We start from the raw sequence: 13,591 nt of genomic DNA on the forward strand, positions 1-13,591 counted from the left end.
GGAAGTACCGCGTAGTAATCGAGATGTCTTAGCGGATTTCTGTATTGCTGTTGAAATAATGTGTTACATGGCAAGCTCTCGGCATGTCGTTAGAAGGTTGGTGCAACCTGTCTCGATTGTGCCGGGTTTAGCGAGCCCGAGTGTATTGAGGAGTTGAGTACCGTGGCCAAAGGCAAGCGGACTTTTCAGCCGAACAACCGTCGCCGTTCCCGTGTTCACGGCTTCCGTAGCCGCATGAGTACGCGGGCCGGTCGTGCCATTGTGTCGGCACGTCGTCGTAAAGGGCGTAAGTCGCTGACGGCATAGGTGCGTAGAGGTACGTACTTCTCCAGCTGTTGATAAAGCTGGTGCCGTTGAGCGAATGTGGTGGAGTTTCCTCGGTCTTAGGTAAATGTTGGCCGGGGAAGCTCCACTTTTGTCTCTATATGTCTATATTTGAGCCGATCTGCACAGAGGCGATCTATAGAAATCTGTTTATCCGGTTCATAATGACAGAATCCACCCGAGGGGTAATGCCCAAGGTCACCAAGTAGAGGATGTGGAATCACGTGCTCCCAGCATCGCAACGGCTGCGCCATAGATCGGATTTTCGGGCGGCCATTCGAGGCGCTACGTCGGGTAGCAAGCTAGTCGTGGTTCATGTTGTTATACGCTCGACTGACCCTGCCACGGCTGATCTCATCAATGGCCCGCGTGTGGGTGTCGTGTGTTCGAAAAGTGTGGGGAATTCCGTTGTTCGTCACACGGTGGCACGGCATCTACGTCATGTTGCCAAAGGAGTGGTGGACGACCTTCCGCGGAATGTGGATTTAGTTATTCGTGCTCGCCCTGCCGCGGCGCACGCTTCCCACACTGCCTTAGCTGAAGCAGTGACATACTGTACGAATAAGGCTTATGGTAAAGCGCGACGTCGGGAAGCTGAGAACGATCGTTCACAACAGCATGACCAATCATGAACAATGACGTCGACGCTAACAACCTCTAAGGCACGTTAAAACCTCTAACGCTAGACAGGCACGGGATGCAGATGTTTCACGTGAAACGTTCGGAACTGCCACCTCAGGGCAGTCGCGTTCGTGGTGCCTCGATGAGTTCAGCTGACCGTCACCCTTCTCCTCCTCCACTCCACGACGACCGTGGCGTGGGCTCGATAGACCAGCGTGACATTGGCTCGACAGACCAGGATAAAGACAGCCGTGAGCATCGTCGTCGGCAATCGTGGGCTGAAAAAGCCATACTCTTTTACCAATATGGAATAAGCCCGCTGAAACCTGGACCCTCGTGTCGATTTGAGCCTACGTGTAGCAATTACGCTCTGACGGCCATCCGCAGGTACGGTGTTGTACGAGGTGTGCTCATGGCCGCGGTTCGATTGTCGAAATGTGGACCATGGCATCCAGGTGGGTGGGATCCTGTTCCCCCGCGACGAACACCTCGTGAACGTGTACACGATGCGCACGGGCACGATGACAGAAACCATCGTGAGGGCACAACCGATACTGCTGGTGGGCGAAACAACCGCCAGTGACTTGGTATGGAGTGCAATCATGGCGATGTCCACGGAACAGTCACGGCCCCACAGTCCCAAAACGTAAACGATTAGGAGCGACGCACCCCCGTGCTTAACTTCATCTACTACCCCGTGTCCTGGGTCATGCTGGCCTGGTACAAATTCTTCGGATTATTCCTTAATCCGGATTCCGGCGTGACATGGGCGTTGTCCATTATCTTCCTGGTCTTTACCATCCGCATTTTCTTGTTCAAGCCGATGGCGAACCAAATGCGGTCTGGTCGGAAGATGCAGGAATTGCAGCCGAAAATGCAGGAAATTCGGGCTAAATATAAGAACGACCAGCAGACTCAAGCTATTGAGATGCGCAAGCTCCAAAAGGAGATGGGCGTTAATCCCTTGGCTTCGTGTCTACCGGCTCTGGTTCAGATGCCGATCTTTATTTCGCTGTACCACGTACTCCGGTCCTTCAACCGAACGGGTACCGGCCACGGCGAACTAGGAATGACCGTCGAACAGACCCGCAACACTCCTAACTACGGGTTTGGTGCCACCGAGGTGCAGTCCTTCCTCGATGCGCGCCTGTTCGGTGCTCCCCTGTCGGCCTACATTCGGATGCCGGAAAAAGCGTTCGACGCGTTCTCCGCTAGTGGGAGCGTTGATTTTACGCGGACCAACATTCTCGTGGTGGCCATCCCGTTGATGATTATTTCTGCGTTGGCCACGCACTTCAACGCCAGGAATATGGTCCGGCGGAATAAAGCACGCCAGGCGGCCGACCCGAAGAAGAACGCGCAAAACCCGCAGATGGCCATGCAAGCCAACATGATGAACAACATGATGCTGTGGCTTTTCCCGGCCATGATTTTGATCACCGGTATGTTCTGGCAGATCGGGCTTTTGACCTACATGCTGGCTAATAACGTCTGGACACTGGGGCAGCAGATTGTCCTCTTCAACAAGATGGACCGCGAAGAGGAAGAGGAAAAGAAGGCAAAAGCTGAAGCTCAGCGTGCCACTGCACCGAAGGTTGGTCAGAAGCCGAAAAATAATAAGAAAAAGGGCGGTAAGAAGAAGAAGTAATATCCGCATTGAGCGTCGCATGAAGGGACGCTGTTTGCCGTGAGGCGTAAAGGAGGGCTTGCAGGCCCTCCTTTTTTTCGTGTGGTGGCGTTGTGGTTACTATGGCGTCGTCGTTGATGAAGTAATTCCGTTGTCCGCCTGCCGACGCCGTAGTTCGGCACTATGGACAAATCTGCATAGGTGATTATGGGGGTTGAAACCCCCTCACCCCTACCGCGCTCCACTCTGGGCGCGCATAATTGAGGCATGAATGAAGGCCCTGTGAACAATACCGACCGTGCCGCAGAGTCGGCTGCTGATTACATCGAAGAACTCTTAGACGCCGCCGATCTTGATGGAGATATTGACTATGGCGTCACTCAAGGTCGACCGTTTGTGGAACTTCCGGGTGGAGACTGCGCCCAGCTTATCGGCCGGCATGGTGAAGGCATTGATGCCTTACAAATGTTGACACGATTGGCAGTTCGTGCGTCAGGATTTAAGGACGTTCCGGGGGTTGTTCTTGACATCGACGGTTACCGCGATTCGCAGCGTCAGGGCCTTTTCGCTGAGGCAGAAGAAGCGTTAGATCGAGTGCGTGAAACGGGCGAACCCGTGGTTCTTCGGCCGATGAATCCGTTTGAGCGTGCTGCTGTGCATAGCCGAGTGGCGGAAGAAGAAGGTTTTACGTCTGAGAGTGCCGGGTTACCTCCGATGCGCTCTGTCGTGGTTTCACGTGAAACATCTGACGACGCTGTACGCTAGCATCGTTGAGCGATGAGATCTGATCTAGCAGCAGAGTAACCAGTAGCAAGGTAATGATAATAAGGTAATGACTGACCGAGACAATGTTTCACGTGAAACATCGATCGAGCACGGTGATCACGAGCGTGCTCTGGACGTGAGCGATACTCCGGAAGCTGACAATGCTCAGGGCATGAAGAATAATTCATTCATAAATGAAGCCCCGCCCACTCCCCCTGAGGCGGCGACAGTCTTTGGTGATCGCCTACCACTCGCCGTTGCTTACCATGAATCTCTACGCAGTGATGCTACCGTTCGCGGACTGATCGGGCCTCGCGAGGCACCACGCTTGTGGGAACGGCACATCCTCAATTGCGCCGTTATTGGAGAACTGATGGAGCGTGGCTCGCGTGTCGTGGACATCGGAAGCGGCGCCGGTCTTCCAGGCATCCCTCTCGCGATCGCGCGGCCAGACTTAGACATCACGCTCGTTGAGCCTCAGCTACGACGCGTGAATTACCTCAAGGAAGTCGTCGACAAGCTCAAATTGGACAACGTGTCCGTAATTCGGGGCCGTGCCGAAGAGAAGACGATCAAACGACAGAACCGCGGAGCTGACTATGTGACCAGCAGAGCAGTCGCGCCACTGGGCAAACTTATGGGGTGGTCATTGCCTTTAACCAGACATCATGGTTTGGTCTTGGCCATGAAGGGCGCGAGTGCTCACGAAGAGATCGAGCGTGACCACAGGTCTATCAGCTCAGCCGGGGGCGGGGAATGTTCAGTCGTTGAAGCGGGGACGCATGTCTTACCCGACGCAACTATCGTCGTGCGTTGTGAGCGTCGCTGATACTCGGCGTGAGCCGTTGGTTGCTCAACCAGGAACGCTAGTTTGTTCTCGCGAATCCGGCTAGGATAAGCCAGGTTACGAAACAGGTTACGACAACGGCGGACAGCCACACGGAAGTTGTACAACACGGACACAAAGGACGGGAACATGGGCAGGGTTTCGTCGGACGGGTATGACTATGACGACGACAACAGCATAGAAGAACAAGCCCGACGGGCCGCGCGGTTTCAATCGGGGACGATGAAGCCCCTTCCACGACCTCGCCACACCCGGAAAATCGCGTTGGCTAACCAGAAAGGCGGCGTCGGGAAGACCACGTCAACCGTAAATTTAGCGTGGGCACTGTCTCTTCGTGGTCAAAAAGTACTGGTGGTGGACCTTGATCCTCAGGGAAACGCGTCGACTGCTCTCAGTGCTGAGCACCGAGCAGAAGGCACTCCGTCCACATACGAAGTGATTATTGGTGAAATTGAACCCAAGGATGCCGTTCAAGCTCACCCGTCGAACCCCAATATGTTCACTATTCCGGCCACCATTGATCTGGCCGGCGCGGAAATGGAACTGGCTAACGGGTACAACCGTGAGTACCGCGTAGCACAAATGCTGGGTGATGAAGGTATCGATGATATGGGGTTCGACTACATCTTCATTGATTGTCCCCCGTCTTTGGGTCTTCTGACGATTAACGGGCTGACCGGCGCAAATGAAATTATTATTCCGATTCAATGCGAGTTTTATGCTCTTGAGGGCGTGACGCAGCTGACAGAGAACGTCCGCCTGATACGGGAGGCTCTCAACCCGAATCTGGACATCACCGGTGTCTTGCTCACTATGTACGACAGTCGCACGAATCTCTCGCATGATGTCGAGAGCGATGTCCGCGAGTCGTTCGGTTCATTGGTGTTTGATCGCGTCATCCCCCGGAATGTTCGCGTGTCTGAAGCGCCGAGCTATGGCCAAACCGTGATCGAGCACGATGCAGGTTCCCCAGGGTCGGCGGCGTACATGGCGACTGTCGAAGAACTTGCACGTCGAGAGCCGGAGTCGCCCTTGCGGAACGCTGACCCACGTCGTGGCCGTCACACCGCGTAAAACTCGAAGCTAAATACTCGGAGTCCGAAATTCGCGGGTGCCACGTCGGTCTAAAATTGATCGACGTGATGCCACAATGTTTCACGTGAAACATTCGGGCCGAACGTGAACCGGGCATCCATGAATCGCAGAGTTTCCCTACGACGATGAAAAACTGACTAGGCTACGGGGCACAACGTAATTGGGTCGCTAGACGCGTGTAACCCTCACTTTTAAATAATTTCCCCATAATCGACGATTGATCGACGAATTTGCACTTGGTGCCCCAGGCTCCGGCGCAGGTTCTCCACAATGATAAGGATGAACGTCATGGCAGAAGCCAAACGCAAGAGTGGCCTCGGTAAAGGACTCGCCTCCTTAATTCCCACGGGACCGGCAAAACCACAGATTGGCAACGACGCAGCCGACGTCATCTTTGGAGCGAACCGAGGTAGTAACAGTGCCCCGGAACCCTCCTGGTACTCATTAACGAAGAGTCCGCGTCGTAATCAGAACGTAAATTCCCCAGCTGACGGCACCCAATCAGATAACGCTGCGTCGTCCAGGAATGCAGATGCCCAGACGGATAGTAGCGAGAAGAACACCAAGGGTGCCGTTACCAAGGGTTCGGCCTCAGCGGACACCCACCATGGACGAACCAAAGCGGGATTACCAAAGAACCGATCGAGCTTAGGGCAGCGTGCCGCAGCGGAGAGGAAAGAAGCTGTACGCGATAGAACCCGGACCACGTCGTCCAGCGCGAAAAAGGCAAAGGCCCGGGGAGTCGCTGATTCCGCTGATTCCGCAGCAACTCCACAAGCTGAACGGCAGAGTGAACATACATCGCAGGAACCTCTCATTAGCGACGAAACCGCAACATACCGCGAGCTTCCCATTAACGCGATAACCCGGAACGAGAAAAATCCGCGTCAGGACTTCGACCAAGAAGCCCTGCGTGAATTGGCCCACTCGATCCGTGAGTTTGGTCTCCTTCAACCCATCGTGGTGCGTCAAGCGTCGGAACCCGGGAAATTTGAACTCATCATGGGCGAACGCCGTTTACGGGCCGCCCAACTAGCTGATCTCGAAGCGATCCCCTCTATCGTCCGGGAGGCCGACGATGACACCATGCTGAGGGATGCGCTACTGGAAAATATCCACCGTGTGCAGCTCAACCCTTTGGAAGAAGGTGCAGCCTACCAACAACTCCTCGAAGAATTTGGTGTCACCCAGGCGGAGCTGGCCACACGACTGGGACGTTCTCGGCCAGTTATTTCAAACACTATTCGTCTCCTCCAACTCCCACTACCAGTTCAACGTCGAGTAGCCGCAGGAGTGTTGTCCGCAGGCCATGCTCGCGCTCTCATGGGAGTGACACAAGGCCCTGATGCCCAAATCAAGCTCGCTGAACGCATTGTGGCGGAAGGCCTGTCGGTGCGAGCGACAGAGGAAGCTGTCACCCTTATCAACCGAGGAGAGGATAAACCAAAAAAGAAGGAGCCACGCGCTCCCCGCCCCCAGCCCGAAAAAATGACTCACTGGGCCGATACATTCGGCGATTACTTAGATACCAACGTAAAAGTCCAAATGGGTGCGAAGAAAGGCAAGATTGTTGTCGAGTTTGCGGGTATGGAGGATTTTGACCGCATTATCGCAATGCTAAAAGCCCACGAACCCAGCAATCGCCCCGATAGTGTCTCGCACTCCCCTAGTGGGCATCACGATGTCCTTCGTTCGGCAGATAACTCCCGCTCGTCGGGGAGCTCCGGTACAGCGGACTCCTCACGTGCGGAGCAAGAACGCCACTAAACCCATGCGAATAGTTGTACATCCGCTCACCCTTGACACCCTGGGGGATCTTGCTGGAACAGCTGCGACCAACACATTTTGGACAACCCAACCTGGCACACAAAGCCATAATGACGATGAGTCGCAACCCCCAGGACCAGCTGGTCAGCCGAGAAGTGTGGATTCTGGGAATCCCCGGCTGGATAAAGAACTGTGGATGCACAACACCCTCACCACATGGGGGTCATGCGCGTTCACCGCGTACGTGACGTCCGGAGCAAACGCGGACTTAGCAGTGCCTGCTGCCACCGTGGTCTTTGCACCGCCGGCTAGCCTTCCTGGACGCCTAGCTTTTCCGACAGGGCCAGTCGGTGACGACGCAGTGCTCATCTCCACGGTGCATGTTCCGCCACCTTACCAGGGACTATTTCTAGAACACCGACTTATCGACGCTGTCGTCGACGAATTATCGCGTCGCGGCGTAAGAGCAGTGGAATGCTTTGCTGTTCGCCCCACCGCGTCACCAGCCGATAAGGCGACCTGCCCCCTTATTCCCCGCCATGCTCCAATCCTGTGTTCCGATGTACTGGAAGAACGGGGTTTTGAGATCGCCGCCGACCACCCGGCTTTCCCACGGTATCGGATGGAACTTCCTGATACTGGGAACCTTTTCGCAGCTGTCGAAGAAAGTCTGTGGGAAGCGACTGTCACCATGGGATTCCGAATCAAAGTCGGTATGGGAGCCCACTAGCACAGTCACAGAGTAGGGTACATGGAGTTCGACACCCATCGAGGTGGCGGCCCCATGTATTGTCCTATAGCTAACGGATAAGAACCACAAGGCGATTCTAAAGGCTGACGAAGTTGACTTAACTCACTCGCAACCGGGCCGTTTCTCTTGATGAGGGGTGCGGATATGAGTTTTAAAAAGAACGTCCACGAATCCTGGTGCAACGGGACACCTCACATCACTCCGTAGGACTCGCTATCCTCGGGATTAATCGCCTTAGTAACGGCTGAGATGGCTCCGTTGCTGGCTGCAGCTCCAAAGGTAGCAGCGTTTATTAATGTGACAGGCGCGGTTCTGACACTCATAGAGCAGAAAGTGTGCAAATAAATGCAGCTTAAAACTATTTACTTCGTATATTTCCTTCTTCTCTTCTTCGGTATTGGTGCTATAGCTGCAGAACTAGATGGCTCGCCTTTAGCAAAACCGACGATGACTATCGCTCTTATTGCGTCACTGATTTTCTCTTTTGTTACCATCAACCATAAACGGAAGAAAATGGATCGCTAAAGCCTTCCCCCCATTCGACTGATTTTCACGGGATATGCGCGTGCGAATCCGGTCTGCCCGTAACAGTGGTTGCCTGCCTGGGTAGGATCCGAGCACGACGACCGAAGGCGCGTATTAAAAACCGAAACTAAATAACACTGCTTGTGCACTACGATATTTGCATGCCTGTCCGTCTCACTGATGACCAATTAGCCACTTACTTCGCTGAGGCGGAAGACGGCTGCGACGTCGATAGACTCATTACCTGTGGTCGGGGCCGCCTCGGACGAGACATACAACTCACCCCACGCCTTTACGGTACATCTGACAGCTAAGGAGCTAGCCGGACTCGATCAGCTCGCCGATCGACTTCACATGAACCGCTCCGAGGTCATTCGTTACGTCATCACCCATTTAAAGCCTGTGGCATGAGGCATATCCTCTCGGCGACTAAGCATGGAATTTCGATCCTTACGCCCGTTCTTTTGAAACCGTCGTGGTTGCCACAGATGGCGGTGATGAGTTGCTTAGCAACGCCATAAAGATGCGGCCTGCCCGTCGGAACGCTACGAAGTATTGAGAAACAGGTGGAACCAGCACGCGGAAAAGAATGGTTACAATGACCTACACCGCTGATATCACCCTAGAGGGAAAGAACTGGCCAGCCACCATAACCAACAGCATTGGGGTGTCCACGTGGGCCCCTAATTTCAGCACACTCGGTTTTTACGTCCACGAGGCTATTGCGCTGGCTGAGGACCTGCCTTACGGCGCTGAATACACACTAGAAGTTACTTGGCGTATGACAGACACTTCCCTAGAAATTGCTGTGGGATAATATAAGCATTAGGCCTAACGAGCCTTCGCGGCGCTATCTCACCCACAAGCATAGCTCAGCTCATTTACGTCACCGTGGCTAAAAGGTTAGCGCTGCGGTCGTTAACCCTGTGATTCGAGTTCGAGTAGTTCGGAAAACGTAAAGGTCCCCGTCGGCTGATCATCATTATCAGCTAGATACAAACGCTTGACGGCGATCAACATGGCCTCTGTGATGACATCCCGGTAGTTCGGATCTACCAGCACAGCAGTATCGTGTGGATTGGAAAGATAACCCAAAACGATTTCCACCGTCGGCATGGACGTCAAACGCAATACATCCCACGTACGAGCATGGTTACGACAATTCTGTAGCGGCGTCCGGGCTACAATTTCTCGCTGAATATAGCCCGACAATAACTCGCCGGTAATCGACGAATGGCCGCGCGGGGAGCCGAAATAAAACGACGCACAGCCCTCCGCGCGCTCATTGTGATACCAATCACATCGCAGGCTGATGACTAGATCCGCACCGAAAGCATTAGCAATGTCGGCTCGCTCCGAATCAGTCGAATTAGCCTGGCGCGGGCGCGAAATAATCGTCTCAATTCCCGTCGCGACCATGCGGCCCTCTAGCCGCGTCGCGATGTCCCACAAAATCTCTTCTTCGGTCAACTCACCGTAGGGCCCACGCACGACATGACCCGGCGTGGACAGACCGAGCCCCGGATCAATCACAATGCGCTTCCCCGACAACTGCGGACCTGCAGCACGGACGGTCTCACGCTCTTGGATTGCAGCCCGTGAGCCACCCGTAATGCTCCGCCCCAGGTAAGACAGCGCCTTCAATGTGTCCGGTCCACAGACACCGTCGACAGTAAGCCCATAATCACGCTGATAATTTTTCAGTGCGCTATACGTGTCACGGGAAAACTGTCCATCAATCTGGGAGGAATAGAAACCAAGTTCCTGCAGGTGAGATTGCAGCTGGGCAACATCATCACCCTGCATCGGCGATGATGGGTCATACAGCAGAACGCGAGCCCCCAACGAATAGGTAGCCTCGCGCAATAGGCGAAGGGTGTGGTCGTTGATGACCCCGTCGGCAAGAACCCCTCGCTGCTGTTGAAATGCTCGCAGCGCCGACTGGAGTTCGTAGTCAAAGTCATCGTCACCATCAGCCCACTGGTCGGTGCTGGTGTGCTCCGACACCGGGTGCTTCAAAAGACCAATCTTCGTGAGGATCGTGCGAACCTCCGCGACGCGAGGGCTCTTATCCCCCACCTGCAGGTTTTCCTCCACGATCGTCTCAGCCCCTTTAACCCAATTTCTGCCGTTATAACAATGTCAGTGAGTCAGTCTATCAGTGAACAGTGTTGCGTTAGTGAATAGAGTTAAAGAAGTTTCTCAAGTGCGGTCGTGATGTGAGATTTGGGCTGTGCCCCGTGGATTTCTTGAACTTTCTTGCCATCCTTGAACAGCAGCATCGTCGGGATGGACATGACCTGGAACATGGATGCCAAGGGTGCATTCTCGTCGACATTCACCTTGGCGATCACAGCTTTGCCGTCGTACTCGTCGGCGATTTCTTCCAGGACGGGATTCATTTTCCGACATGGACCACACCAGGTTGCCCAGAAATCGACGAGAACAGGCTTGTCGGAGTCCACGACGGTGGAACGGAACGAGTCCGTGGTGACGTTTACTGGGGAAGTCATGGGAGTGTGAAATCCTTTCCGGCTGGAGTTAATTCTGACTGGAAATATTGGTGTAGCTACAAGCTGCGTGACGCATGATGACCCATCAACAAGCGAGAGCCATCACTACGCGTCGATGCGAGGGTTCTCTATGCGACCCTCTATTGACGTAGAACGCAGGACGCAGGTTTTCTATTCACTATCCCGCGTATGTTGTGGTCCCTAGGGGATGGTTTGAGGCCATAGTCACCTTATCCGCGCTGGTCGACCAGGTAATGTTCGACGTCGAGCGCAGCGCGACAACCTGATCCTGCTGCGGTAATTGCCTGCTGGTAGTGGCTATCGACGACGTCGCCGGCGGCGAACACCCCCGGAATCGACGTTCGTGTGGAGGGCTCTTGTACCACGATGTAGCCCTTGTCGTCCGTGTCGATGACATCGCGAACCATCTCAGACCGGGGATCGTGCCCGATGGCAACAAACAGTGCCGACGCAGTCACTGTGCGCTGTTCACCCGTCTGTGTGTCTTCGAGAATGAGATGATCGACGGGACCGTCGCCACACACTTCGGTAACGACGGCGTTCATCTCGAAATTAATCTTCGGATTATCCTTGGCACGCTGAACCATGATGTTTGAAGCGCGGAATTCGCCACGTCGGTGAACGATCGTGACCGAGGAACCAAACTTGGTGAGGAAGTCTGCCTCCTCCATGGCGGAGTCTCCACCCCCGACGACAACGATGGGTTTGTCTTTAAAAAAGAAACCGTCGCAGGTCGCGCAGGCGGATACGCCTAGCCCCAGGTGTTCTTGTTCACCTTTGACACCAAGATAGCGAGGGGCTGCACCCGTAGCGATGATGACTGCTCGGGCTTGGTATTCCTCTCCCTCCGAACGGACGATCTTGATGTCGCCGGTCAGGCCCATGCTCTCAACCATGTCTTGTTTGAGTTCGGCACCGAAGCGCTCAGCTTGCTGGCGCATCTCCTCCATGAGTGATGGGCCCATAATCCCATCGTGGAAGCCGGGATAATTTTCTACCTCGGTGGTCTGCATGAGAAGACCACCGTATTCGATGCCTTCGAACACAAGGGGCTTGAGATTTGCCCGAGCAGCATAAATGGCTGCGGTGTAGCCGGCAGGGCCAGACCCGACAATGATGACATCGTGAACGCTCATGCGAGCAATGCTACATGGCATGTCAAAGCCTAACCTGTCCTCTCCCCGTGACTCAGGGTCGAGCGGTAGAGAACGCTCGATTCTCCGCGAGAACACGTGTGCTCCACAACAACAATGCGCAGCGGTGCACCAAGAATGAGCAGCTGAGATCTGGTATGACGGGACCCAGGCGGGGTGGGACTTGACGGTGTGTGGGTAGCTGTAGGCTGGGATGATTCTACGGGGGCGGCTCCGAGCACGGGCGAATGAGCCATGGTGATGGTGGACAAACATTGCGCAACGGGAACATCGAGATTGCTGAGGTCCATTGCTCCTGTAAAAGCTTTCTTCGCCGCTGCTTGTTGCTCGCTTGTCATAGCAATCAACTCCACGCTGGATCGCTCGGTGCTGGGTGGTCGCCGGCGCGGCAGAACCGAGGTGTCCGAGTGGATCGTGTCCGAACGGGATGAGCCGGAGTGGGCTGAATCTGAGGTATGCGTGGATATTTTCCCGATCACGTTCGGCATGAAGAACGACGATCCCACGCCACCCACGATCAATACGACTATTGCAGCCATTCGCCACCATGTGTTTCGCATGGGGAGAGGAATCACCTGGCTCACGCCGTCAGTGGCGACAGGACAATCTGCGTTCTCAGTTTGAGCTACACGGCGATCCTTGCCCGGCGCGGTATTAGACGCTACCGATGGGCTCAACGTTGACATTGTGTCGGAAGAACCCTCGTCGGGAGAACTCACGGCTAGCTCATCGTTGGAAGACAGTAAACGAGAGACTAAAAAGTCCAGGTCGTCGTCGGAGAGATCAGAGACAGTAGGCGAAAGGGGTGGCCAAGCCGAAGGCTCCGGCTCATGAGAAAACGTAGGCATGACACACTCCAGTGGTTTCAACAGGTGGGCGGTTAGTGAATTAGACGCGCAATCGAGGTGCAGGTTCCCTGCAGGTCAAGCGACGTTGTGGGCGGCTACTAGGTATGGTGGCCCCATACGGTAACCCCCTACGTACGGCAACCGTCAGGTACGCAGCTCTCGGTGTTCCGGATCACGCACCACCTCCGTCACGCCTCCTCATTCAGCGCACTCCGAAGAGCTTGCCGTGCGCGTGAGCACCGCGACTTCATCGTCCCCGGCGAGATATCCAGCTTCGCCGCAGTTTCTTTCACAGAGAACCCGTAAAGATCAACGAGCAAAAAAGTCGTCCGGAACGGCTCGTCTAAGCTGGCCAGTGCCGTCTTTAAAGCAGCTCGCAACCCACCTTCATTGGCACGAAAGAATTCCGCGGGAAGTGTGGCGCCGTCAAGAACGACCATCCGAGCATTCCCCCGTCGACGGAGATAGTCCTTTGTCGTATTCACCGCGATTCGATGGAGCCATGTCCCCGGAGCGCAGCGTCCGCGAAACATTGTGGCCGCTCGCTGAGCTTTGAACAGCGTGTCCTGCCACAGATCGTCCACATCCTCCGGGCAATCCACCCAGCGCGAAATGACGAAGCGTATTGCTTTTTCGTGACGACGGGCTAACACCGCCATCGCATCCGCCTGACCTGCGCTGACCGCAGCGAAAAGCTCCTGGTCACTCATCGTCTCCAGCTCGCGAGGTCGTG

The 13,591-nt window shown here is 54.8% G+C and carries 19 protein-coding genes; 13 read left to right on the forward strand and 6 right to left on the reverse strand.

What is annotated here, in order from left to right:
* The first annotated feature begins 162 nt into the window (after positions 1 to 162).
* From rpmH to I6J23_RS03575, 9 genes are all read left to right on the forward strand, one after another.
* A complete protein-coding gene (rpmH, locus tag I6J23_RS03535; RefSeq protein ID WP_012732704.1) occupies positions 163 to 306 on the forward strand; it encodes a 50S ribosomal protein L34 in 144 nt (47 codons plus the stop codon).
* Between the two features lie 242 nt (positions 307 to 548).
* Complete coding sequence (gene rnpA, locus I6J23_RS03540) at positions 549 to 956, forward strand: ribonuclease P protein component (RefSeq protein WP_204582551.1); 408 nt, start codon at positions 549 to 551, stop codon at positions 954 to 956.
* Between the two features lie 278 nt (positions 957 to 1,234).
* Positions 1,235 to 1,528, forward strand: a complete 294-nt coding sequence (yidD, locus tag I6J23_RS03545; RefSeq protein WP_239455027.1) for a membrane protein insertion efficiency factor YidD — start codon at positions 1,235 to 1,237, stop codon at positions 1,526 to 1,528.
* A 90-nt stretch (positions 1,529 to 1,618) separates the two neighbouring features.
* Positions 1,619 to 2,593: a membrane protein insertase YidC gene (yidC, locus tag I6J23_RS03550; RefSeq protein WP_046203502.1), complete on the forward strand. Its 975-nt coding sequence runs from the start codon at positions 1,619 to 1,621 to the stop codon at positions 2,591 to 2,593.
* 246 nt (positions 2,594 to 2,839) lie between these two features.
* Positions 2,840 to 3,337 (forward strand): protein jag, encoded by a 498-nt coding sequence (locus I6J23_RS03555; RefSeq protein WP_204582553.1) that lies wholly within the window; start codon positions 2,840 to 2,842, stop codon positions 3,335 to 3,337.
* 172 nt (positions 3,338 to 3,509) lie between these two features.
* Positions 3,510 to 4,166 (forward strand): 16S rRNA (guanine(527)-N(7))-methyltransferase RsmG, encoded by a 657-nt coding sequence (rsmG, locus tag I6J23_RS03560; RefSeq protein ID WP_239455028.1) that lies wholly within the window; start codon positions 3,510 to 3,512, stop codon positions 4,164 to 4,166.
* A 147-nt stretch (positions 4,167 to 4,313) separates the two neighbouring features.
* Positions 4,314 to 5,258: a ParA family protein gene (locus I6J23_RS03565; protein WP_204582555.1), complete on the forward strand. Its 945-nt coding sequence runs from the start codon at positions 4,314 to 4,316 to the stop codon at positions 5,256 to 5,258.
* Between the two features lie 309 nt (positions 5,259 to 5,567).
* Positions 5,568 to 7,046, forward strand: coding sequence for a ParB/RepB/Spo0J family partition protein (locus I6J23_RS03570; RefSeq protein WP_412523800.1), 1,479 nt, complete (start codon positions 5,568 to 5,570; stop codon positions 7,044 to 7,046).
* Between the two features lie 4 nt (positions 7,047 to 7,050).
* On the forward strand, positions 7,051 to 7,776 hold the full coding sequence (locus I6J23_RS03575) for a hypothetical protein (protein ID WP_204582557.1): 726 nt from the start codon (positions 7,051 to 7,053) through the stop codon (positions 7,774 to 7,776).
* 212 nt (positions 7,777 to 7,988) lie between these two features.
* Here I6J23_RS03575 and I6J23_RS10820 read toward each other — a convergent pair whose 3' ends face one another.
* Positions 7,989 to 8,120, reverse strand: a complete 132-nt coding sequence (locus I6J23_RS10820) for a hypothetical protein (protein WP_275431240.1) — start codon at positions 8,118 to 8,120, stop codon at positions 7,989 to 7,991.
* 22 nt (positions 8,121 to 8,142) lie between these two features.
* Between I6J23_RS10820 and I6J23_RS03580 the strand changes: the two genes are divergently transcribed.
* From I6J23_RS03580 to I6J23_RS03595, 4 genes are all read left to right on the forward strand, one after another.
* Positions 8,143 to 8,322, forward strand: a complete 180-nt coding sequence (locus I6J23_RS03580; RefSeq protein ID WP_204582558.1) for a hypothetical protein — start codon at positions 8,143 to 8,145, stop codon at positions 8,320 to 8,322.
* Positions 8,323 to 8,483: 161 nt separating this feature from the next.
* Complete coding sequence (locus I6J23_RS03585) at positions 8,484 to 8,636, forward strand: hypothetical protein (RefSeq protein WP_204583087.1); 153 nt, start codon at positions 8,484 to 8,486, stop codon at positions 8,634 to 8,636.
* Positions 8,569 to 8,733: a ribbon-helix-helix domain-containing protein gene (locus tag I6J23_RS10900; RefSeq protein WP_204582559.1), complete on the forward strand. Its 165-nt coding sequence runs from the start codon at positions 8,569 to 8,571 to the stop codon at positions 8,731 to 8,733. The genes I6J23_RS03585 and I6J23_RS10900 overlap by 68 nt, the downstream gene beginning before the upstream one ends.
* A gap of 187 nt (positions 8,734 to 8,920) precedes the next feature.
* Positions 8,921 to 9,139, forward strand: a complete 219-nt coding sequence (locus I6J23_RS03595; RefSeq protein ID WP_204582560.1) for a hypothetical protein — start codon at positions 8,921 to 8,923, stop codon at positions 9,137 to 9,139.
* A gap of 101 nt (positions 9,140 to 9,240) precedes the next feature.
* On the opposite strand, the gene I6J23_RS03600 is transcribed toward I6J23_RS03595, so the two are convergent.
* The 5 genes from I6J23_RS03600 to I6J23_RS03620 form a co-directional block, all read right to left on the reverse strand.
* Positions 9,241 to 10,419, reverse strand: coding sequence for an N-acetylmuramoyl-L-alanine amidase (locus tag I6J23_RS03600; RefSeq protein ID WP_204582561.1), 1,179 nt, complete (start codon positions 10,417 to 10,419; stop codon positions 9,241 to 9,243).
* A gap of 92 nt (positions 10,420 to 10,511) precedes the next feature.
* Positions 10,512 to 10,835 carry a thioredoxin gene (gene trxA / locus I6J23_RS03605; RefSeq protein WP_204582562.1) on the reverse strand — a complete coding sequence of 108 codons (324 nt, stop codon included), beginning with the start codon at positions 10,833 to 10,835 and terminating at the stop codon, positions 10,512 to 10,514.
* Between the two features lie 230 nt (positions 10,836 to 11,065).
* The gene (trxB, locus tag I6J23_RS03610) at positions 11,066 to 11,992 is read right to left on the reverse strand and encodes a thioredoxin-disulfide reductase (protein WP_204582563.1); all 927 of its coding nucleotides are present in this window, start codon (positions 11,990 to 11,992) and stop codon (positions 11,066 to 11,068) included.
* A gap of 29 nt (positions 11,993 to 12,021) precedes the next feature.
* Positions 12,022 to 12,858 carry a hypothetical protein gene (locus I6J23_RS03615; protein WP_204582564.1) on the reverse strand — a complete coding sequence of 279 codons (837 nt, stop codon included), beginning with the start codon at positions 12,856 to 12,858 and terminating at the stop codon, positions 12,022 to 12,024.
* Between the two features lie 188 nt (positions 12,859 to 13,046).
* A complete protein-coding gene (locus I6J23_RS03620; protein ID WP_204582565.1) occupies positions 13,047 to 13,568 on the reverse strand; it encodes an RNA polymerase sigma factor in 522 nt (173 codons plus the stop codon).
* Positions 13,569 to 13,591 lie beyond the last annotated feature (23 nt).

Origin of the sequence: Corynebacterium kroppenstedtii, assembly GCF_016894245.1 — a bacterium.
GTDB lineage: Bacteria > Actinomycetota > Actinomycetes > Mycobacteriales > Mycobacteriaceae > Corynebacterium.

Bases quoted from the DNA above. Each gene is read 5' to 3' on its own strand.
- I6J23_RS03580 (WP_204582558.1), top strand. From the start codon at position 8,143: ATGCAGCTTAAAACTATTTACTTCGTATATTTCCTTCTTCTCTTCTTC.
- I6J23_RS03620 (WP_204582565.1), bottom strand. From the start codon at position 13,568: ATGAGTGACCAGGAGCTTTTCGCTGCGGTCAGCGCAGGTCAGGCGGAT.
- trxA (WP_204582562.1), bottom strand. From the start codon at position 10,835: ATGACTTCCCCAGTAAACGTCACCACGGACTCGTTCCGTTCCACCGTC.
- trxB (WP_204582563.1), bottom strand. From the start codon at position 11,992: ATGAGCGTTCACGATGTCATCATTGTCGGGTCTGGCCCTGCCGGCTAC.
- I6J23_RS03585 (WP_204583087.1), top strand. From the start codon at position 8,484: ATGCCTGTCCGTCTCACTGATGACCAATTAGCCACTTACTTCGCTGAG.
- I6J23_RS03575 (WP_204582557.1), top strand. From the start codon at position 7,051: ATGCGAATAGTTGTACATCCGCTCACCCTTGACACCCTGGGGGATCTT.
- rsmG (WP_239455028.1), top strand. From the start codon at position 3,510: ATGAAGAATAATTCATTCATAAATGAAGCCCCGCCCACTCCCCCTGAG.
- I6J23_RS03555 (WP_204582553.1), top strand. From the start codon at position 2,840: ATGAATGAAGGCCCTGTGAACAATACCGACCGTGCCGCAGAGTCGGCT.
- I6J23_RS03595 (WP_204582560.1), top strand. From the start codon at position 8,921: ATGACCTACACCGCTGATATCACCCTAGAGGGAAAGAACTGGCCAGCC.
- I6J23_RS10820 (WP_275431240.1), bottom strand. From the start codon at position 8,120: ATGAGTGTCAGAACCGCGCCTGTCACATTAATAAACGCTGCTACCTTT.
- I6J23_RS03570 (WP_412523800.1), top strand. From the start codon at position 5,568: ATGGCAGAAGCCAAACGCAAGAGTGGCCTCGGTAAAGGACTCGCCTCC.
- I6J23_RS03565 (WP_204582555.1), top strand. From the start codon at position 4,314: ATGGGCAGGGTTTCGTCGGACGGGTATGACTATGACGACGACAACAGC.
- I6J23_RS03615 (WP_204582564.1), bottom strand. From the start codon at position 12,858: ATGCCTACGTTTTCTCATGAGCCGGAGCCTTCGGCTTGGCCACCCCTT.